Consider the following 20,217-nt stretch of genomic DNA (forward strand, 5'->3'; position numbering starts at 1 on the left):
GTGGCCGGTCGACGCGGGAGTCGACCGGCCCGTGCGCCGCCGGGGCGACGCGGGTGGGCTACTCGCCCTTGTCGATCTCGTCCTGCGTGTAGTACCCGCTGTCGACGATGACCTCGATGAGGTTGTCCTTCGTCACGGTCACGGCCTTGAACTGCTTCGTGGCGACGTCCTTCACCTTGTTGTTGTAGGTGTCGGGCGCATCCGGCTTGTCGCCCTTGAGCAGGTCGTCGACCATCGTGACGGCCTCCTTGCCGAGCAGGCGCGTGTCCTTGAAGATCGTCGAGTACTGGACGCCGTCGAGGATGAGCTTGTCGGACGCCTTCTCGCCGTCCTGGCCGGTGATGATCGGCATGGGGCTCGTGGAGCCGAGGGCCTGGATGATGCCGCGCGACAGGCCGTCGTACGGCGAGAGCACGCCGTTCAGGACCTTGCCGCCGCCGTAGTTGCCCGACAGCAGGTTCTCCATGCGGGCCTGCGCGCCCTCCTGCTTCCACTGCTGGATCGCGACCTGGCTGAAGTCCTTCTGGCCGGAGCCGATGGTGACCTGGCCGGAGTCGAGGAAGGGCTTGAGGACGCTCATCGCGCCGTTGTAGAAGAACTGCGCGTTGTTGTCGTCCGGGCTGCCGGCGAAGATCTCGATGGTCTTCTTCTCGGTGCTGCCGGTGGGCTTGCCGTCGGCGTCGACGAGGCCCATGCCCTGCAGGAGCGAGTTGCCCTGCTGCACGCCGACCTGCTGGTTGTCGAACGTCGTGTAGTAGTCCACGTTCTCGGTGCCGTTGATGAGGCGGTCGTACGCGATGACCTTGACGCCGTCGTCGGCCGCGGTCTTGAGGACCTGGGTCAGCGCGGTGCCGTCGATCGACGCGACGATGAGCGCCTTGGCGCCCTTGTTGAGCATCGTCTCGATCTGCGAGATCTGGTCCTGCACCTTGTCGTTGGCGTACTGCAGGTCGACCTTGTAGCCGAGCTTGGTGAGCTGGTCGCTGACGTTGTTGCCGTCGTCGACCCAGCGCTCGCTCGTCTTGGTGGGCATGGCGACGCCGACGAGGGCGCCCTTGTTGTCCTCGGTGCCGCCGGCGCTGCCGCCGCGGCCGCCGCCGCCGGAGCAGGCGGCGAGCGAGAGGGCGATGCTCGTGGCGGCGATGCCGACGAGGACCTTCTTCATCTTCACGGTCGTGTCCTTTCGTACTGCTGCTGTGAGACGCGCGTCCGGCATCTGCGCCGGACCCGCACCCCTGGTGTGGGTGTTACAGGCCCTGGGCCAGGCGGTGGTACGCCTGGTTCCAGCGGACTTCCTTGGTGAACCCCTTGAGGGTCGTGTCCTCGTCGATGACGAGGAGCTCGGTGCGCGCGATCTCGGCGAAGTCCTCGAAGACCTCGACGCCGACCTGCGTGCTCATGACCGTGTGGTGTGCGGCCCCGGCGGTGAGCCAGGCCGCGGCGCTCGTCGCGAGGTCGGGCGCGGGCTTCCACACGGCGCGGGCGACGGGCAGGTTCGGGAGCGGCTCGTCGAGCGGCACGACCTCCACGACGTTCGCGACGATGCGGAAGCGGTCGCGCATGTCCGACATGGCGACGACGACCGCGGGGCCGGGGTCGGTGTCGAAGACGAGGCGCACGGGGTCCTCGCGGCCGCCGATGCCGAGCGGGTGGATCTCGAGGCTCGGCCGGCCCGTGGTGAGCGTGGGGCAGATCTCGAGCATGTGCGCGCCCAGGATCTTCTCCTCGCCGGGGACGAGGTGGTACGTGTAGTCCTCCATGAGGCTCGCGCCCCCGGGGAGGCCGGCGCCCATGACCTTCGCCGCGCGGATCAGCACGGCCGTCTTCCAGTCGCCCTCGGCGCCGAAGCCGTAGCCCTCGGCCATGAGGCGCTGCACCGCGAGTCCGGGCAGCTGGCGGAGGCCGCCGAGGTCCTCGAAGCTCGTGGTGAAGGCGCCGAAGCCGCCCTCCTCGAGGAAGGAGCGCAAGCCCACCTCGATGGCGGCGCCGTAGCGGAGCGACGCGTGGCGCTCGGCGCCGCGCTGCAGCTCGGGGGCGATGTCGTAGAGACGCTCGTACTCGTCGACCAGCGCGTCGATCTCGGCGTCGGTCGCGGCGTCGACCCGCTCGACGAGGTCGTTGACGCCCCAGGTGTTGACCGAGACGCCGAACTTGAGCTCGGCCTCCGTCTTGTCTCCCTCGGTGACGGCGACGTTCCGCATGTTGTCGCCGAAGCGGGCGACCTTGAGCTCGTGCACGGCGGCCCAGCCGGCGGCGGCGCGCATCCACGTGCCGATGCTCTGGCGGACCGACTCCGTGCTCACGTGGCCGACGACCGTCTTGCGCGTGACGCCGAGGCGCGACTGGATGTAGCCGAACTCCCGGTCGCCGTGCGCGGCCTGGTTGAGGTTCATGAAGTCCATGTCGATGGTGCTCCACGGGAGCGCGACGTTGGCCTGGGTGTGCAGGTGCAGGAACGGCTTCTGCAGGGCGTCGAGGCCCTGGATCCACATCTTCGCGGGGCTGAAAGTGTGCATCCACGCGATGAGGCCGATGGTCTGGTCGCTCGCGTTGGCCTCGAGGGCCATGCGGCGGATGCTGTCGGAGTCCTTGAGCACGGGCTTCCAGACGACGCGCACGGGCACGTCCGACGCCTCCTCGAGCTGTCGGGCGATCTCCTGCGACTGCTCGGCGACCTGCTGCAGCGTCTCCTCGCCGTAGAGGTTCTGGCTGCCCGTGAGGAACCAGACCTCGTAGTGGTCGAGGGACGTGGTGATGCGGGTCACTTCAGGGCTCCTTGGGGTGCTTGTCCGTAGACGTTCTGGTAGCGGTCGAACAGGGAGTCGACGGCCTCGACGGGGAGGGGGGTCGGCTCGCCGAGCTGGCGGGAGATGTGGACGGTTCGGGCCACGTCCTCGACCATGACGGCCGCCTTCACGGCGTCCTTCGCGTCCTTGCCGATGGTGAAGGGGCCGTGGCCGGCCATCAGGACGGCGCGCGAACGGTGCCCCGTGAGCGTCTCGACGATGCCGCGGCCGATCGAGTCGTCGCCGATGATGGCGAACGGGCCGACGGGGATCTCCCCGCCGAACTCGTCGGCCATGGCGGTGATGACGCACGGGATGGGCTCGCGGCGGGCCGCCCAGGCGACCGCGTAGGTGGAGTGCGTGTGGACCACGCCGCCCACCTCGGGCATGTTGCGGTACACGTAGGCGTGCGCCGCGGTGTCGCTCGACGGGGCGTTGCGGGAGCCGGGGGTGTCCGGGATCACGTTGCCGTCGAGGTCGCAGAGGATCATGTTCTCGGGGCTCAGGTCGTCGTAGCTCACGCCCGAGGGCTTGATGACGAACAGGTCGGCGCCGGGGACGCGGCCGGAGACGTTGCCGCCGGTCCAGACCACGAGGCCGTAGCGCACGAGCTCGCCGTGCAGTCGGGATACCTCGGAGCGGACACGGGCGACCGCGACCTCGATCTCGGGTGCGTAGGTGCTCACGCGCGGGCCTCCCTCTTCAGCGACTTGAGCCGCTTCATGACGTCGTTGGCGCCGCGGCCGAAGTGGTCGTGCAGCGTCGAGTACTCCTCGTACAGCCGGTCGTAGGCGAGCGCGCGCTCCTCGTCCGGCTGGTAGCGGCCGCGCTCGACCTTGCCCATGGCCTCGCCCGCGACGCGCACGTCGGGGTAGGCGCCCGCGGCGACGGCGGCGTGGATCGCCGATCCCAGCGCCGGGCCCTGCTCGCTCGTGATGACCGAGATGGGGAGGCGGAGGATGTCGCTGTAGGCCTGCATGAGGAACGCGTTCTTCAGCAGGCCGCCCGCGACGATGAACTCGGTGACCGGGACCCCGGACGCGTTGAAGGTCTCCACGATCTTGCGCGTGCCGAACGCGGTGGCCTCGAGCAGCGCCCGGTAGACCTCCTCGGTACGGGTCGTGAGCGTGGTGCCGATGACGAGGCCCGACAGCTCGTGGTCGACGAGCACCGAGCGGTTGCCGGAGTGCCAGTCGAGCGCGACGAGGCCGTGGCCGCCGACGGGCTGGTCGGCTGCGAGGTCGGTGAGGTGCTGGTGGACGCTCGTGCCGGCGGCCGCGGCCTCCTCGGCGTAGCGCGCGGGCACCTGGTTCTTGACGTACCAGGCGAAGATGTCGCCGACGCCGGACTGGCCGGCCTCGTAGCCGTAGAGCCCCGAGACGATGCCGCCGTCGACGACGCCGCACATGCCGGGGACCTCGGTGAGCACGTCGCTGTTCATGACGTGGCAGGTGCTCGTGCCCATGATCGCGACCATCTGGCCGGGCTCCACGGCGCGGGCGACGGGCGCGGTGACGTGCGCGTCGACGTTGCCGACCGCGACGGCGATGCCCTCCGGCAGGCCCGTCCAGGCGGCGGCCTCGGCCGAGAGCGTGCCGGCGGCGGATCCGAGCTGGCCGATCTCGTGCGCGACCTTGTCCTCGGCGAAGGAGGCGAAGTCGGGGTTGAGGGCGCCGAGGAACTCCCGGGTGGGGTACTCGCCGTCCTGGAGGATGCCCTTGTAGCCGGCGGTGCAGGCGTTCCGGACGTAGCTGCCGGTGAGCTGCCAGACGATCCAGTCGGCCGCTTCGACCCAGTGCTCCATGAGGCCGTAGAGCTCCGGGTCCTCCTCGAGCAGCTGGAGGCCCTTGGCGAACTCCCACTCGCTCGAGATGAGGCCGCCGTAGCGGGCCAGCCACTTCTCGCCGCGCTCCTCGGCCAGCGCGTTGATGCGGTCGGCGTGCGACTGCGCGGCGTGGTGCTTCCAGAGCTTGACGTAGGCGTGGGGGCGGTCGGCGTATCCCTCGACCTCGTTGAGCGGCGTGCCGTCGGCGAGGGTGGGGACCATGGTGCACGCGGTGAAGTCGGTGCCGATGCCGATGACCCGCGCGGGGTCGATGCCGGCCTCGCGGATGGCGGCGGGCACCGCCTGCTTGAGCACGTCGACGTAGTCGCTCGGGACCTGCAGGGCCCACTCGGGCGGGAGCTGCGCGCCGGTGGCGGCGAGCGTGTCGTCCATGACCGCGTGCGGGTAGTCGAGGACGCCGGAGCCGAGCTCGACGCCGTCCGAGACGCGCACCACGACCGCACGGCCGGAGAGGGTGCCGTAGTCGACCCCGATGACGTAGCTCTCGGCATCCGTTCCCGGCTCGCTGGCCTGGGGCTCGGTGCTCACAGGGGCGCTGGGCACGGGATCGACTCCTTCGTCTGATGCACCGCGGCCCGGGGACCGCGTGGGATGTGAACGGTCACATCGGCGGATGTCACTCTACACACGCGTGGGATCGCCCTGTCAAGCGGAGATGCCCCGACCCCTCGAAGTGGGGTGGCGGCGGCTGGGGAGGGCGCGCCGAGCGGTTCAGGACGAGGGCGGGCCCGTGGAGGCGCGCACGACGAGCTCGGGCTCGATCGTGCCCCGGTAGCGCTCCCCCGATCCGCCCATGCCGTCGAGCAGGAGCGCCACCGAGCGCCGGCCGACCTCGGCGAAGTCCTGCCGCACCGTGGTGAGCGGCGGCCAGAAGTGGGCGGCCTCCGGGATGTCGTCGAAGCCGACGATGCTGACGTCGCGCGGCACGTCGAGGCCCGCGTCGCGCACCGCGTGGATGAGGCCGAGCGCCATCTGGTCGTTGCTGGAGAAGATCGCCGTGAAGTCGCGGAGCCGCAGCATCTCGCGGCCGGCGTAGAACCCGAACTCCGCCGTCCAGTCGCCGAGGATGGGCGCCGTGGTGGGGACCTCGGCGGCGGACATGGCGTCGAGGAAGCCGCGCATGCGCGCCTCGGCCTCGATCCAGTCCTGGGGACCCGCGAGGTGGTAGATGTCGCGGTGGCCGAGCTCGAGGAGGTGCCGGGTCGCCAGCCGGGCGCCCGCCATCTGGTCGACCGAGAGGTCGTGCGCGTCGCCGCGGCCGTCGCTCTGCATGGTGACGTACGGCACGTCGAGCGACATGCTGGCGAGCACCTCGCGCACGCGCACCTGCGGCGCGACGACCACCAGGCCCTCGACCGCCTGGTCGACCAGGTGCCCGAGCGCGACCTGGATCGCCGCTCCGTCGGAGGACGCGAGGTTCGTGGTCGTCACGAGGTAGCCGGCCTCGCGCGCCGCCGCCTCGATGGCCGCGATGGACGACGCCGGCCCGTACTGCGAGCTCTGCGACGTGAGCACGCCGATGGTGCGCGAGCGGCTCGTGACGAGCGCTCGGGCGGCGCGGTTCGGCCGGTACTGCACCTGCTCCATCACGTCGAGCACGCGCTGGCGGGTCTCGGCGCGGAGCGAGGGCGAGTCGTTGAGGACGCGGGAGACCGTCTGATGCGAGACGCCCGCGAGGCGCGCGACGTCGCGGATGCTAGGCGCCCGCCCCCGTGGCGTCTCCGTGGTCATCGTCGGCCCCGTCCTGGTACGGGGCACCGCCCCGGTCGCGCCGTGCGGCGCAGGTGTCACATTGTCACATGTGACAGTCACACGGGAGACCGGCGGGGATGCGGCGACCGGGAGGCCGGGCACGCGGGCCGGACGGCTGCGGCAGACTGGTCGTCCACCCGACGAGAGGCACCACCTGTGACGATCACCGCCGCGGCAGACGGATCCGCGCTCGGCAACCCGGGGCCCGCCGGCTGGGCCTGGTACGTCGACGACGAGCGCTGGGCCGCGGGCGGCTGGCCGCACGCCACGAACAACCAGGGCGAGCTGAAGGCCGTGCTCGAGCTGTTCCGCGCGACCGCGCACCTCGACGACGACCTGCTCGTGCTGTGCGACAGCCAGTACGTCATCAACTCGGTCACCAAGTGGATGCCCGGGTGGAAGCGCAAGGGCTGGCGCAAGGGCGACGGCAAGCCGGTGCTCAACGTCGAGCTGCTCAAGGAGATCGACGCCGAGATCCAGGGCCGCCGCTACCGCTTCGAGTGGGTCAAGGGGCACGCGAACCACCCGCTCAACGAGGCCGCGGACGACCGGGCACGCGCCGTCGCGACGGCGTACCAGGGCAAGCGGCCGATCCCCGAGGGGCCGGGCTGGGCCGGACACGCGAGCGCCGGATCCGCGGCGCAGGCGACCGAGGAGGCGGCGGCCGTGGAGGACGACGCCGACCTCGCGGCCGATCCCGTCGTCGCCGAGGCGGAGGCCGTCGAGGCCGAGGCCCCCGCCCAGCCGGGCCTGTTCGACTTCGACGCGTTCGACGAGGAGGTCGCGCCGGAGCCCGCCGACACCACGCTCACGATCGCGCTCGACCACGACGCCATGGCCCGCCTCAGCGCCCACGCGCGCGACCGCGGGGTCAGCGTCGACGAGGCCGTGCGGCTGCTCCTGCCCTGATCCGCGCGGCGGGGCGGCGCCGACGCGCGCCGCACCCGTCCCCCGCTAGTGCTTGCCCTGCTTGAGCGCCTTGCCGAGCGCGCGCTCGAGGTCGACGACGAGGTCCTCGACGGACTCGATGCCGACCGAGAGGCGCACGAGGTCGTCCGGGACCTCGAGCGGCGTGCCCTTCACGGACGCGTGCGTCATCTCGGACGGGTAGCTGATGAGCGACTCGACGCCGCCGAGCGACTCCGCGAGCTGGAAGACGCGCGTGCCCTCGACCACGCGGCGCGCGGCCTTCGCTCCCCCGCGCACCTGGAACGAGATCATGCCGCCGAAGCCCGACATCTGCGCCTTCGCGATCTCGTGGCCCGGGTGCTCGGGGAGCCCCGGGTAGTGCACGGCCGTCACATCGGCGTGCTGCTGGAGGAACGACGCGATCTCCTCGGCGTTCGAGGAGTGGCGCTCGACGCGCACCGCGAGCGTCTTGATGCCGCGGGTGGTGAGCCACGCGTCCATGGGGCCCGAGACGGCGCCGACCGCGAACTGCAGGAAGCCGACCTTCTCGGCGAGGGCGTCGTCGTTCAGGATGACCGCGCCGCCGAGCACGTCGGAGTGGCCGCCGAGGTACTTCGTGGTCGAGTGCACCACCACGTCGGCGCCGAGCGCGAGCGGCTGCTGGAGGTACGGCGAGGCGAAGGTGTTGTCGACGACGACCGTGGCGCCGGCGGCGTGGCCGAGGTCGGCGAGCGCGCGGATGTCGCTGATCTTCATCAGCGGGTTGCTCGGGGTCTCGACCCAGAGGACCTTCGCGGGGCCGGATCCGAGGACCCGCTCGACCGCGGCGAGGTCGCTCATGTCGACCGTCTCCACGACGATCCCCCAGTCGCCGAGCACGCGCGTGAGGAGGCGGTAGGTGCCCCCGTACACGTCGTCGCTCAGGACGATCCGATCGCCCGGGCGCGTGATGGCACGGAGCAGCGTGTCCTCGGCGGCCAACCCCGACGCGAACGAGAAGGCGTGCTTCCCGCGCTCGAGCGAGGCGAGCAGCTCCTGCAGGCCGGTGCGCGTGGGGTTGGCGCTGCGCGCGTACTCGTAGCCGCCGCGGAGCCCGCCGATGCCGTCCTGCACGAACGTGCTCGTGAGGTAGAGGGGCGGGATGACGGCGCCGGTGGTGGGATCCGGGTCCTGGCCGGCGTGGATGGCGCGGGTGTCGAAGTCGTGCTTGTCGCTCACGGTGCTCGTCTCTGTGGTCGGGATGTGCGCGGGCCGGGCCTGCGGATCAGTCGGTGAGGTAGGTGAGGAGGTCGTGCCGGGTGAGGACGCCGACCGGCTTGCCGCCGTCGCTCACCATGAGCGCGTCGGCGGATCCGAGCGCGCTCCACGCCTCGGGCACGGTCTCGTTCACGCCGATGAGCCCGAAGGGCGCTCCCGTGAACGCGCCGACCCGGTCGGTGAGCTGCGCGCGCCCGCTGAAGACGAGCTCCAGGAGGCTGCGCTCGTCCACGGCCCCTGCGACCTCGCCCATGACGACGGGCGGCTCGGCCGAGAGGACCGGGAGCTGCGAGACGTCGTACTCGGTCATGATGCGGATGGCGTCGCGGATGGTGTCGCTCGGGTGCGCGTGCACGAGGTCGGGGAGGCTGCCGGTCTTGGCGCTCATGACGTCGGCGACCGTGCGCTGGCCGTTGACGCGGGCGAAGCCGTAGGACTGCATCCACTTCTCGTTGAAGATCTTGCCGAGGTAGCCGCGGCCGCCGTCGGGCAGCAGGATCACCATCACGTCGTCGGGGCCGAGGTGCTTCGCGGCCTTGAGGGCGGAGACCACGGCCATGCCGCTGGATCCGCCGACGAGCAAGCCCTCCTCGCGGGCGAGCCGCAGCGTCATGTCGAACGACTCCTGGTCGCTCGAGGCGATGACCTCGTCGACCACGTCGGGGTCGTAGGCCGCCGGCCAGAAGTCCTCGCCCACGCCCTCGACGAGGTACGGGCGGCCGGTGCCGCCGGAGTAGACGGATCCCTCGGGATCGGCGCCGATGATGCGCACCCGTCCCTCGGACACCTCCTTGAGGTACCGGCCGACGCCCGAGATGGTGCCGCCGGTGCCGACGCCCGCGACGAAGTGCGTGATCTCGCCCTCCGTGTCGCGCCAGATCTCGGGCCCCGTGGTCTCGTAGTGGCTGAGCGGCCCGTTCGGGTTCGAGTACTGGTCGGGCTTGAAGGCGCCGGGGATCTCGCGCGCGAGCCGGTCGCTCACCGAGTAGTAGGAGTCGGGGTGGTCGGGCGCGACCGAGGTGGGCGTGACGACGATCTCGGCGCCGTACGCCGTGAGCACGTTCCGCTTGTCCTCGCCGACCTTGTCGGGGAGCACGAAGACGCAGCGGTAGCCGCGCTGCTGGGCGACGAGCGCGAGGCCGACGCCCGTGTTGCCGGAGGTGGGCTCGACGATCGTGCCGCCGGGCTGCAGCCTGCCGTCGCGCTCGGCGGCGTCGATGATGCGCGTCGCGATGCGGTCCTTCGCGCTGCCGCCGGGGTTCAGGTACTCGACCTTCACCAGCACGGTCGCCGAGATGCCCTCGACCACCCTGTTGAGCTTCACGAGCGGGGTGTTCCCGATGAGGTCGAGGATCGTGTCGGCGTACTTCACGTGAGGTGGCGCTCCCGGTGTCAGGTGTGCGGTCCGGTGGGCCCCGCCCATCCAGCATAGGCGCGCCCGTCCCGCGTGTTACGGGCGCTCGGCGAGCCGATCGGGCAGGGTGCGCCCAGGCCGACCGGGTACCCTGATCGCACATTCCCCCAGCAGAGAAGGACCCTCCGTGGCGCGACGCGACGACACCACGCCCTCCGGCGACGAGAGCGGACGGCCCGTCCCGCCGACCGCCAAGCAGGCCCAGAAGGACCTCACGGTCAAGCAGCAGCGCGAGGCCCGCCGCGCCGAGAAGGTCGCGGCGCTGAAGAAGCAGCAGGAGCACGCGCGCCGCAACCGGCTCATCGGCATCATCACGGGATCCGTGGCGGCCGTCGCGGTCGTGGCCGTGGTCATCGGCGTGGTCGTCTCCAGCGGCACGCCGAAGCAGGATCCGGCCGACATCTCCATCGAGGGCCTCCGCACCTGGGACTCGCTCCCCAGCACGCACGTGCAGGGCACGGTCGACTACGCGGCGAAGTACGACGGCATGAACCCGCCCGCCGGCGGCGAGCACAACGCCATGTGGCTCAACTGCGGCATCTACGACCAGCCGCAGCCCAACGAGAACGCGGTGCACGACCTCGAGCACGGCGCCGTCTGGATCACCTACGACGCCGCGAAGATCACCGGCGACGACCTCGCGAACCTGCAGAAGTACGCGAAGTCGTTCGGCGGGTACGTCACCATGTCCCCGTACGAGGGCCTCCCGACGCCCATCGCCATGTCGGCGTGGGGCGCGCAGATCACGGTCGATTCGGTCGACGACCCGCGCATCAAGGACTTCATGTCCAAGTACTGGAAGAGCCCCAACGCTCCCGAGGCCGGCGCCGCGTGCACCGGCGCCCTCGAGGGCCAGGGCCGGGTCGACTGACCATGACCGACCGCGACCGCGCCGGGTCCGACCCGCGTCCGGGCGACGACCTCGTCGCCGACCACGTGCCCGACGACGACCTCCGCGAGGAGGAGCTCTCTGGGCTCGTCGCGCACGGCGAGGCGTCACGCGCCCGCGGACGGCGGCTCCGCGTGGGCCTCGCCGCCGGCGTCGTCGCGGTGGCCCTCGTGGTCGCCGGGCTCCTCGTCGGCCGCGTCACCGCGCCCGTCTCGGCGCTCACGCCCAGCACGAACAGCGCGGAGGCGGGCTTCTCGCGCGACATGCAGGTGCACCACGAGCAGGCCGTGCAGATGTCGCTCATGATCATCGACCGCACGGACGACCCCGAGGTCAAGCTCATCGCGCAGGACATCGCCCAGGCGCAGTCCCAGCAGGCCGGCCAGATGTACGCGTTCCTCACCTCCTGGGGCCTCGACCAGGCGCCGTCGCAGCCGCGCATGACGTGGATGACGCTCCCGACGCTCGACGGGAAGACCGACCACTCCGCCATGGACATGACGCCCGGCGGGACGATGCCGGGCCTCGCGTCGCAGGCCGACCTCGAGGAGCTGCAGGGCCTCACGGGCGTCGCGGCGGAGCGGAAGTTCCTGACGCTGATGATCGCCCACCACCGCGGTGGCGTCGAGATGGCCCAGGCCCTCCTCGACCGATCGCGGAACCCGCTCATCGCGAACCTCGCGAACGGCATGGTGATGATCCAGGACAAGGAGATCCTCTACATGCAGCAGCTGCTCGACGCCCGGTCCTGAGCCACAGCGCGGATCAGGCCGCCGCGCTGCGCTGGTCGCTGTAGAGGCGCGCGTACTCGCCGCCACGAGCGAGCAACTCGACGTGCGTGCCCTGCTCGACGATGCGGCCGGCGACGACCACGAAGATCACGTCGGCGTCCACCACGGTCGAGAGCCGGTGCGCGATCGCGATGGTGGTGCGCCCGCGCGACGCCGTGTCGAGCGCCTGCTGCACGACGCGCTCCGAGATGGCGTCGAGCGCGCTGGTGGCCTCGTCGAGGATCAGCACGGCGGGGTCCTTCAGCAGCACGCGCGCGATCGCGATGCGCTGCTTCTCGCCGCCGGAGAGCCGGTAGCCGCGCTCCCCCACGAGCGTCTCGTAGCCGTCGGGGAAGGACTCGATGGTCTCGTGGATGTTCGCCGCCCGGGCCGCCCGCTCGATCTGCTCCTGCGTGGCATCGGGCCGCGCGTAGCGGAGGTTCTCGCCGATGGACGCGTGGAAGAGGTACGTCTCCTGGCTCACGATGCCGATGTTCTCCAGCAGCGACTCCTGCTCGAGCTCGCGCACGTCGGCGTCCGCGAAGAGCACGCGCCCGCCGGTCACGTCGTGGAAGCGCGGGATGAGGTACGACACCGTGGTCTTGCCGGCGCCCGACGGGCCCACGAACGCGGCGAACTGCCCCGGCTCGATCGCGAACGACATTCCGTCGAGCGTCGGCCGCTCGCCCGGTCGCGTGTCGGGGTAGGAGAACCGCACGTCGTCGAACGCGACGCGGCCGATCGCCGGCCCGTCGGCCACGGGACGCGCATCGTGCCGGTCGCGGATCGCGGGCTCGAGGTCGAGGTACTCGAAGATGCGGGCGAACAGCGCGCCGGAGGTCTGCAGGTCGAGCGCCACGCGCATCAGCCCGATGAGCGGCCACATGAGCCGGGCCTGCACGGTCGTGAACGCCACGATCGTGCCGGCGGTGACGCTGACGCCGCCCGTGATGAGGAAGCCCGCGACCACGTAGACGATGGCGGGGATGATCGACAGGAAGATCTGCACGAGCGCGAAGAACCACTGCCCGCTCATCTGCTGGCTCACCTGCAGCCGGATCTGCGTGCGGTTCTCGGCCTCGTAGCGCGCGGTCTCCGCGGCCTGCCGGTTGAAGCTCTTGGAGAGCATGATGCCGGACACCGAGAGCGTCTCCTGCGTGATGGCCGTCATGTCGGAGAGCGACTCCTGCGTCTTCGACGCGATCCGCGCCCGCACCTGGCCGACGCGGCGCTGCGCCACCACGAGCACCGGCATGAGCACGACGGCCACGAGGGTCAGCTGCCAGTTGAGCACGAGCATGGCGACGAGGGCCGCGATCACGGTCACGGTGTTGCCGAGCACGCTGGAGACGGTGTTGGTGAGGACCGCCGCGACGCCGCCCACGTCGTTCTGCAGGCGCGACTGGATCACGCCCGTCTTCGTGCGCGTGAAGAAGCCGAGCTCCATGCTCTGCAGGTGGCGGAACAGGTCGACGCGCATGGATCCCATGACCCGGTTGCCGACCGTGGCCGTGAGGTACGTCTGCCACACGCCGAGGCCCGCGCCCGCGACCCAGATGGCGATCATGATCGCGACGAGCTCGACCAGCACGGGGATGTCGGGTCCGCCGGTGGGCGGGAACAGCCCGCGGTCGAACGCCTGCTGCGTGAGGAGCGGCGGCACCACCGTGAGGCCGGCGCCGACGAGCACGAGGGCGATGGTGAGGACCAGCGCGCGCCGGTGCGGGCGGAACAGCTCCGCGATCCGGCCCAGCAGGTTCTCGACGCGCGGCGCCTCGGCGTTGGCCTTCCGCTGGGCCTCGGCGTCGGCCGCGCTGACCCGCCCGCGGCGTCCGCCGCCTCCGCGCATCCCGCCGCCCGCGGCGATGTCGCCCATCCTCGTCATTCCGGCGATTTTACGCCGGTGGGGGATCTCCCCCGACCACCGTGCGCCCGGGGGATGACGACGGCCCGGGCGCCCGCGCGTGCGGACGACCGGGCCGTGATCGGCGGACGCGGATCAGCCCTTCGTGGACCCCGCCAGGAGGCCGCGCACGAAGTAGCGCTGCAGGCTGAAGAACACGATGAGCGGCACGATGAGCGACACGAACGCCGCGGCCGTGAGCCGCTGCCAGTCCTGCCCGCGCGTGCCCGTGAGCTCCGCGAGGCGCTGCGTGAGCGGCGCCACGTCGGGGGTGCCGCCGGAGAAGATCAGCGCCACCAGCAGGTCGTTCCAGACCCAGAGGAACTGGAAGATCGCGAACGACGCGATGGCCGGGAGCGCCAGCGGCAGCACGATGCGGAAGAAGACCTGGCCGTGGCTCGCGCCGTCGACCCGGGCCGCCTCGATGACCTCGCCCGGGATCTCCGAGATGAAGTTGTGCAGCAGGAAGATCGCGAGCGGCAGCGCGAAGATCGTGTGCGCCACCCACACCGGCAGGTAGCCCTGCTCCGGGATCAACGGGATCACGCCGTGGACCGCCTCCTGGAGCGGGCGGAGCGTGCGCGTGAACATCTGGAGCAGCGGGATGAGCGCCATCTGCAGCGGCACGATCTGCAGCGCGAAGATCACGACGAAGAGCACGTTGGAGCCCTTGAACTTGATCCACGCGAACGCGTACGCGGCCATGGACGCGATCACGAGCGGGAACAGCGTCGCCGGGATCGCGATGGCGAGCGAGTTCACGAAGTAGGAGCCCAGCTGCGGCGACGACTGCGACGTCGAGAGCAGCACGTCCTGGTAGTTGTCGAGCGTGAATCCGGGGTTCTGGAAGATGGTCCACCAGCCGGTGGTCTGGATGAGCCCGGCCGGCCGGAACGACGAGATGAACAGGCCGAAGGTGGGCAGCGTCCAGAGCACCGCGATGATCAGCGCGGCGACCGTGGCTCGCCGTGAGGTGAGGCGGTTCTTGACGCGCCGGCTCTTCGCGCCGACGGAGGCCGCCTGCTCGATGGCGCCGCGGCGGGTCCCCCGGTCGGCGACGGGCAGGTCGGCGGGTGCGACGCTCATCGGATCTCCCTCTGCTTGCTCATGACGCGGACGTTGTAGATGACGATCGGCAGCACCATGAGGAACAGCACGATCGCGAGCGCGGAGCCGCGGCCCTGCTCGCCGGCGCGGAACGCCTGCGTGTACATCTCGTTGGCGATGACGCTCGTCTCGAAGTTGCCCGCCGTCATGGTGCGGACGATGTCGAAGACCTTGAGCGTCGCGATGGAGATGGTGGTGACGACCACGACGAGCGACCCGCGGATGCCCGGCAGCGTCACGTTGAGGAACCGCTCCCACGCGTTGGTGCCGTCGAGCTGCGCTGCCTCGATCTGCTCGGTCGGCACGCCCTTGATGCTCGCGGAGAGCACGACCATGGCGAAGCCCGTCTGGATCCAGATCATGACGACGATGAGCAGGGCCGTGTTGATGGGCGAGGTCTGCAGCCACTGCACGGGCTGCTGCCCGAGCCAGACGAGGATCTGGTTGAGGAGGCCGATCTGCTCGCTGTCGCCCGACTTGTAGTCGTAGACGAAGCGCCAGATGATGCCGGCGCCGACGAACGAGATGGCCATCGGCATGAACACCAGGGCCTTGAAGTACTTCTCGCCGCGGGACTTGTCGATGAAGACCGCGTACGCGAGGCCGATGGCCGTCGACAGCAGCGGGACGAAGACCACCCAGATGACGGTGTTGAGGAGCGTCCGGAGCGCGGACGGCTGGGTGAACATCCAGACGAAGTTGTCCAGGCCGGCCCAGTCGCCGTCGTTGTCGCGGAACGCGAGGAGCGTGGTGCGGAAGGCGGGGTAGATGAGGCCGACGGCCAGGAGGATCAGCGCGGGCAGCACGAACGCGCCGAGCTGGATCCAGTCGCGACCGCGCTTCGGCGCCTTGTCGATGAGGAAGAGGATCAGCCCGATCACCAGCGCGAAGACGGCCAGCGCCGCCACCACCTGGAGGATCTTGCCGATCAGGTCAGCGGTCGTCATGGACGTCTCGCCCTTCGGGTCGGGGTGGATGCGGGGCGGGGCCGCCGCGTGCGCGGCGGCCCCGGGTGTCCGGCGCGGAGGCCGGGTGCCGGTCGGTCAGGACCGGCGGTCGATCAGGACGCGGGCCAGCTCGACTCGATGGCGTCGACCGTCTTCTGGGTCGAGTCGCCGCTCAGCCAGCCGACGATGCCCTTCCAGAAGGAGTCGGTGCCGACCGCGCCGGGCATGAGGTCCGAGCCGTCGAAGCGGAACGTCGCGTTCGGGTCCTGGAGGATCTCGATGCTCTGCTTCAGGATGTCGCTCGACGCGTTCGCCGGGTCGAGCCCCTTGTTCGCGCTGATGACGCCACCCAGCTTCACGCGGTTGTTCGCCCAGGTGTCGCTCGAGAGGTAGGAGAGCACCGCGGTGATCTCGTCGCTCGTCCGGAAGGCGCCGACGAGCTCGCCGCCGCCGGTGACGGTCGTCGCGTCGCCCTCGTTCGTGGGCGGCAGGAGGAAGGCGTAGACGTCGCCGTCGGGCGAGACCTTCGCGTCGGTGCCGTCGGCCTTCTTCCAGAAGCCCTCGTAGAACGAGGCCTGGTGGTGCAGCGAGCACTCGCCCTTCAGGATCGGGAGGCCGGCGTCGCCGAACTCCGTGGAGATGATGGACGAGACGTCGCCCAGTCCGCCGTTGACGTAGTCGGGGTTCTTGATGATGTCGCCGACGCCGTCGAAGGCCTTCACGATCGCGGGGTCGTTGAACGGGATCTGGTGCGTGACCCACTTGTCGTAGGTCTCCGCGCCGGCCTGGCGGATCACGAAGCTCTCGACCCAGTCGGTGCCCGGCCAGCCCGTGGCGTCGCCGGATCCGATGCCGACGCACCAGGGCTTGTGGTCGCCCTCGTCGGCGATCTTCTTGGTGAGGTCCATGAGCTGCGCGGTGGACTTCGGGATCTCGTAGCCCTTCTCCTTGAACTCGCTCGGCGAGTACCAGACGTAGCCCTTGACGCTCGCCATGAGCGGCGCGCCGTAGAAGGTGCCGTCGACGGTGCCGTAGCCCTTCCAGTCGGCGGACCAGTTCTCGTCGACGTTCTCCTCGACCGCCTCGGGGGCCGCCTGGAGGTAGCCCTTCGACGCGAGCACGTTGAACAGGCCGACCTGCGGGATGATCCCGATGTCCGGCGCCGAATCGCCCTCCGCGAGGACCGCGATCTGCGCCTCGAACTCCTTGGTGCCCTGGTAGTTCACGGTGATGCCCGTGCAGGTCTCGAAGTCCTTCCAGGACTCGACGAGGCGGTCGGCCTCGTCGTCCTGGATCGTGCCGCCGATGCTCACGTTGGCTCCGTCGAACGTGCCGTACGACGAGTACGGCGTGCAGTCGGTGTCCGCCTTGTCCTCGGCGGCGATGTCGCCCGTGCAGCCCGTGAGCGCGAGGCCGGCGATGCCGACCGCTGCGAGGGGTGCCGCGAAGCGACGTCGGAATAGGGCGTGGCCCATGTGCGTCTCCTCTTCATCGAGGGATGCGGGCTGACCCGCCGTCCCGTGGTGCAGGCGCCGGCAGGTGGGGCGCCGTCGCCGGAACTCCTTTCCCCCGTATGGGGAACCGGTTCCACAGGTCAACGTAGGGGAGCTCGCAGGTGGCGGCAAGGTGCATCCGATAACGAAACGGTCTACTTCTCGTCCGGCGCGCTGGGCGGAGGACGCCCCGATGGTCCATCATCGGAAGGCGACCCCCCTCCGTCCTGGAACCGCTTCCCGCTCACGCGCGAGGCGGCGGGTCCCTGCGGGACCCGATGGAGGGAGGGCGATGAGCGCCATCATCGACGTCGCCCGGCTGGCCGGGGTCTCCAAGGCCACGGCGTCCCGCGCGCTCAGCGGCCGCGGCTACGTCTCCCCCGCGACGCGCGCCCGCGTCGCGCAGGCCGCCTCCGACATCGGGTACGTCGTCTCCTCGAACGCCTCGAGCCTCGTCACGGGCCAGTCGAAGAACGTCGGCGTCGTGCTGCCCTTCATCAACCGGTGGTTCTTCGCCGAGCTCCTCGAGGGCATCGAGGAGGCGCTGATCGAGGCCGACTACGACCTCACGCTCTACCGCCTCACCGACGACCCGGAGCAGCGCCGCAAGGTGTTCGAGTACTTCCTCGTGCGCAAGCGCGTCGATGCCGTCATCGCGGTGAGCGTCGCCCTCACCGCCGCCGAGGTCGTGCGGCTCCGGTGCCTCGACAAGCCGCTCGTGGGGATCGGCGGACCGGTCGAGGGCATGAGCACGCTGAGCATCGACGACGAGGCAGCGGCCCGGCTCGCGACCGAGCACCTGCTGAGCCTCGGGCATGCGCGGGTCGTGCACCTCGGCGGCGACCTGCACGCGCAGATGGCGTTCTTCGTGCACGCCAAGCGGCTGGCGGGGTACCGGGCGGCGATGGACGCGGATCCGCGCGGCCTGGAGGCCCGCTTCGCGACCGCCGACTTCACCATCGAGGGCGGCTACGTCTCCGCCATGCGGCTGCTCGCCGACCCGCGCACCCGGCCGACCGCGGTGTTCGCGGCCTCGGACGAGATCGCCATCGGCACGATCCTCGCAGCGCGGCAGCTCGGGATCGCCGTGCCGGCCGGGCTCTCGGTCGTGGGCATCGACGGGCACGCGCTCGCCCCGCTGTTCGGGCTCACGACCGTCGAGCAGCACCCGCGGCAGCAGGGGCGGACCGCGGTGGGCATGGTCCTCGAGGGCCTCGCGCCGGCCGGGGCGCCCGAGCGGACCTGCACGATGCCGGTCGACTTCGCCGCGCGCGGCAGCACGACGGCGCCCCCGAGCCCGGCGGCGTCGTAGGCCGGCGGGGTCGGGGGCGCGGACGATCCGCGGAGCGGCGTCAGGCGTCGCCGACCGTGACGGCCTGGGCCTCCTCGAGCGCGTCGACCGGCTGCGCGTCGACGCGGCGGAGCCAGCGGTGGCCGGCCACGACGATCACGAGGGCGACGAGCACGGATCCCGCCGCCGCGTAGTACGGCGCCGCGTCGGAGAAGAGGCGGGCGAGCTCGGTGGCGGCGGGCGGCGCGATGGCACCGCCGAGGAATCGGACCGACGAGTACGCGGACGAGGCGACGCTCCGCGGGTGGTCGGTCGCCTCCATCACGCACTCCGTGAGGACGGTGTTGAGGATCCCCAGCAGGAGCCCGCCGACGACGATGCAGACCACGAGGCCCGCCGCCGAGCGCACGACGAGGCCGGCCGCCGCGAGGTCCACGGCGAGGAGCGGCAGCACGAGCCGGAGGACGGAGGTGCGGGCCATCCGGCGCGTGAGCAGCGGCGCGACGAGCACCGACGTGACGGCGAGGCCCACGCCCCAGCCGAAGAACGTGAGGCCGAGGCCGATGGCGTCGAAGCCGAGCGGGAACGGCGAGTAGGCCAGCAGCACGAAGAAGCCGATGTTGTAGAAGAGCGCGGCGGCGGCGAGCACCGCGAGCGCGGGCGTGCCGAGCGCGCGGAGCGGGGCCGACAAGCGCATGGGCGACCGGGGCGCGGTGTCCTTCCCGAGGAGGGCGGCGATCGCGAGGAAGCCGACGGCCATCAGGGTCGCGGTGCCGAAGAACGGGCCGCGCCAGCTCCAGCTGCCGAGGAGCCCGCCGAGCAGCGGGCCGACCGCGATGCCGAGGCCGAGCGCCGCCTCGTAGAGCACGATGGCGGACGCCGTGCCCCCGGACGCGGATCCGACGATGGTGGCGAGAGCGGTGGAGATGAAGAGCGCGTTGCCGAGGCCCCAGCCGGCCCGGAAGCCGATGACCGACTCCACGTCCTGCGAGAGGCCCGCCGCGGCGGCGAACACCACGATGATCGCGAGGCCGATGAGGAGGGTGCGCTTGGCGCCGATGCGGCTGGAGATCCAGCTGGTGATGAGCATCGCGAGCCCGGTCACGAGCAGGTAGCTCGTGAAGAGCAGCTCGGTCTCGGTCGCGGTGGCGTCGAGGCTCTCGGCGATGGCGGGGAGGATCGGGTCGACGAGGCCGATGCCCATGAACGCGATGACGCACGCGAACGCGACGGCGAAGACGGAACGGGGCTGGCGGAAGATGTCGCGGAACGACGCGTGCTGCTGGGTGGACACGGGTGCGGTGTCGCCTCCTGGATTCGATGCGGATGGATGGGTGACGGCGCGCGGGCGCGCCGCCGATGCCCGGCCTGCGGTGCGGGCGGGCGGTCAGCCGTCGGCCGGCGCGCGGTCCACGCGAGCCAGCACGAGCTCGACGGCCCGCGCGATCACGGCCACGTCGTCGGCCGGGAGGTCGGCGAAGCGGGGCACGAGGGCCGTGGCGAGGCGGTCGCGCCAGTCGTCCAGCGCGGCCTCCCCCGCCGGTGTGATCTCGAGGAGCGTCGCGCGGGCGTCGGAGGGGTCCGTCACCTGCGCGATCCACCCCTTGTCGACGAGCGACCGCACGATCCTGGTCGTGGTCGGCTGCGCCACCCGGCTGCGCTCGGCGAGCACGCCGAGGCGCATCCCGCCCGGCCAGCTGACGAGCACGGAGAGCGTGCGCCAGACGGCGGGCGAGCTCGTCCCGCCGACCTCGTGCGCCGCGAGTCGCGTGAGCCGGTGGCCGGCCGTGACGAGGTCGCCGAGGAGGGCGCGCAGGTCGGGCTCGTTCGTGGGCATGCGTCAACTATATAGC

The 20,217-nt window shown here is 71.0% G+C and carries 17 protein-coding genes; 4 read left to right on the plus strand and 13 right to left on the minus strand.

The features are described from left to right. Nucleotides 1-58: 58 nt before the first annotated feature. The 5 genes from PED38_RS15185 to PED38_RS15205 form a co-directional block, all read right to left on the minus strand. Nucleotides 59-1,171 (minus strand): substrate-binding domain-containing protein, encoded by a 1,113-nt coding sequence (locus tag PED38_RS15185; protein ID WP_081235039.1) that lies wholly within the window; start codon nt 1,169-1,171, stop codon nt 59-61. Between the two features lie 76 nt (nt 1,172-1,247). Further along, nucleotides 1,248-2,765: an L-arabinose isomerase gene (araA, locus tag PED38_RS15190; RefSeq protein WP_270981864.1), complete on the minus strand. Its 1,518-nt coding sequence runs from the start codon at nt 2,763-2,765 to the stop codon at nt 1,248-1,250. Then, a complete protein-coding gene (locus PED38_RS15195; RefSeq protein WP_063071979.1) occupies nt 2,762-3,472 on the minus strand; it encodes an L-ribulose-5-phosphate 4-epimerase in 711 nt (236 codons plus the stop codon). Before PED38_RS15195 ends, araA begins: the two co-directional genes overlap by 4 nt. Further along, a complete protein-coding gene (gene araB / locus PED38_RS15200; RefSeq protein ID WP_063071978.1) occupies nt 3,469-5,175 on the minus strand; it encodes a ribulokinase in 1,707 nt (568 codons plus the stop codon). Before araB ends, PED38_RS15195 begins: the two co-directional genes overlap by 4 nt. A gap of 168 nt (nt 5,176-5,343) precedes the next feature. Then, entirely contained in the window at nt 5,344-6,363 is a 1,020-nt protein-coding gene (locus PED38_RS15205; RefSeq protein WP_063071977.1) for a LacI family DNA-binding transcriptional regulator, read from the minus strand. A 177-nt stretch (nt 6,364-6,540) separates the two neighbouring features. On the opposite strand from PED38_RS15205, the gene PED38_RS15210 reads away from it, so the two are divergent. Then, on the plus strand, nt 6,541-7,293 hold the full coding sequence (locus tag PED38_RS15210; RefSeq protein ID WP_270981865.1) for an RNase H family protein: 753 nt from the start codon (nt 6,541-6,543) through the stop codon (nt 7,291-7,293). Nucleotides 7,294-7,338: 45 nt separating this feature from the next. Here PED38_RS15210 and PED38_RS15215 read toward each other — a convergent pair whose 3' ends face one another. Then, nucleotides 7,339-8,511, minus strand: coding sequence for a cystathionine gamma-synthase (locus PED38_RS15215; protein WP_063071975.1), 1,173 nt, complete (start codon nt 8,509-8,511; stop codon nt 7,339-7,341). Between the two features lie 46 nt (nt 8,512-8,557). Then, entirely contained in the window at nt 8,558-9,922 is a 1,365-nt protein-coding gene (locus PED38_RS15220; protein ID WP_063071974.1) for a cystathionine beta-synthase, read from the minus strand. Nucleotides 9,923-10,091: 169 nt separating this feature from the next. Here PED38_RS15220 and PED38_RS15225 point away from each other — a divergent pair, with 169 nt between their 5' ends. Continuing rightward, on the plus strand, nt 10,092-10,835 hold the full coding sequence (locus PED38_RS15225; RefSeq protein ID WP_270981866.1) for a DUF3105 domain-containing protein: 744 nt from the start codon (nt 10,092-10,094) through the stop codon (nt 10,833-10,835). Between the two features lie 2 nt (nt 10,836-10,837). Then, nucleotides 10,838-11,605 (plus strand): DUF305 domain-containing protein, encoded by a 768-nt coding sequence (locus PED38_RS15230; RefSeq protein ID WP_063071972.1) that lies wholly within the window; start codon nt 10,838-10,840, stop codon nt 11,603-11,605. Between the two features lie 13 nt (nt 11,606-11,618). Here the strand turns inward: PED38_RS15230 and PED38_RS15235 are convergent, their stop codons facing one another. The 4 genes from PED38_RS15235 to PED38_RS15250 form a co-directional block, all read right to left on the minus strand. Further along, on the minus strand, nt 11,619-13,499 hold the full coding sequence (locus PED38_RS15235) for an ABC transporter ATP-binding protein (protein ID WP_270981883.1): 1,881 nt from the start codon (nt 13,497-13,499) through the stop codon (nt 11,619-11,621). A 123-nt stretch (nt 13,500-13,622) separates the two neighbouring features. Beyond that, the gene (locus PED38_RS15240; RefSeq protein WP_063071970.1) at nt 13,623-14,612 is read right to left on the minus strand and encodes a carbohydrate ABC transporter permease; all 990 of its coding nucleotides are present in this window, start codon (nt 14,610-14,612) and stop codon (nt 13,623-13,625) included. Further along, nucleotides 14,609-15,580 carry a carbohydrate ABC transporter permease gene (locus PED38_RS15245; protein WP_063071969.1) on the minus strand — a complete coding sequence of 324 codons (972 nt, stop codon included), beginning with the start codon at nt 15,578-15,580 and terminating at the stop codon, nt 14,609-14,611. Before PED38_RS15245 ends, PED38_RS15240 begins: the two co-directional genes overlap by 4 nt. 113 nt (nt 15,581-15,693) lie before the next feature. After that, nucleotides 15,694-17,055, minus strand: coding sequence for an ABC transporter substrate-binding protein (locus PED38_RS15250; RefSeq protein ID WP_270981867.1), 1,362 nt, complete (start codon nt 17,053-17,055; stop codon nt 15,694-15,696). Nucleotides 17,056-17,365: 310 nt separating this feature from the next. Between PED38_RS15250 and PED38_RS15255 the strand changes: the two genes are divergently transcribed. Further along, nucleotides 17,366-18,385 carry a LacI family DNA-binding transcriptional regulator gene (locus PED38_RS15255; protein WP_063071967.1) on the plus strand — a complete coding sequence of 340 codons (1,020 nt, stop codon included), beginning with the start codon at nt 17,366-17,368 and terminating at the stop codon, nt 18,383-18,385. A 40-nt stretch (nt 18,386-18,425) separates the two neighbouring features. Here the strand turns inward: PED38_RS15255 and PED38_RS15260 are convergent, their stop codons facing one another. Together PED38_RS15260 and PED38_RS15265 are read right to left on the minus strand one after the other, a co-directional pair. Continuing rightward, nucleotides 18,426-19,658 (minus strand): MFS transporter, encoded by a 1,233-nt coding sequence (locus tag PED38_RS15260; protein WP_063071966.1) that lies wholly within the window; start codon nt 19,656-19,658, stop codon nt 18,426-18,428. A gap of 93 nt (nt 19,659-19,751) precedes the next feature. After that, nucleotides 19,752-20,201: a MarR family winged helix-turn-helix transcriptional regulator gene (locus PED38_RS15265; RefSeq protein WP_270981868.1), complete on the minus strand. Its 450-nt coding sequence runs from the start codon at nt 20,199-20,201 to the stop codon at nt 19,752-19,754. Between the last annotated feature and the right edge of the window lie 16 nt (nt 20,202-20,217).

The sequence above is a fragment of the Clavibacter sp. CT19 genome (assembly GCF_027858075.1).
Classification (GTDB): Bacteria; Actinomycetota; Actinomycetes; order Actinomycetales; family Microbacteriaceae; genus Clavibacter; species Clavibacter tessellarius_A.

What these genes read in the sequence shown, in the direction of transcription:
- PED38_RS15235 (WP_270981883.1), bottom strand. Translation starts at nt 13,499, where the DNA reads ATGGGCGACATCGCCGCGGGCGGCGGGATGCGCGGAGGCGGCGGACGC.
- PED38_RS15240 (WP_063071970.1), bottom strand. Translation starts at nt 14,612, where the DNA reads ATGAGCGTCGCACCCGCCGACCTGCCCGTCGCCGACCGGGGGACCCGC.
- PED38_RS15265 (WP_270981868.1), bottom strand. Translation starts at nt 20,201, where the DNA reads ATGCCCACGAACGAGCCCGACCTGCGCGCCCTCCTCGGCGACCTCGTC.
- PED38_RS15205 (WP_063071977.1), bottom strand. Translation starts at nt 6,363, where the DNA reads ATGACCACGGAGACGCCACGGGGGCGGGCGCCTAGCATCCGCGACGTC.
- PED38_RS15230 (WP_063071972.1), top strand. Translation starts at nt 10,838, where the DNA reads ATGACCGACCGCGACCGCGCCGGGTCCGACCCGCGTCCGGGCGACGAC.
- PED38_RS15255 (WP_063071967.1), top strand. Translation starts at nt 17,366, where the DNA reads ATGAGCGCCATCATCGACGTCGCCCGGCTGGCCGGGGTCTCCAAGGCC.
- PED38_RS15250 (WP_270981867.1), bottom strand. Translation starts at nt 17,055, where the DNA reads ATGGGCCACGCCCTATTCCGACGTCGCTTCGCGGCACCCCTCGCAGCG.
- PED38_RS15245 (WP_063071969.1), bottom strand. Translation starts at nt 15,580, where the DNA reads ATGACGACCGCTGACCTGATCGGCAAGATCCTCCAGGTGGTGGCGGCG.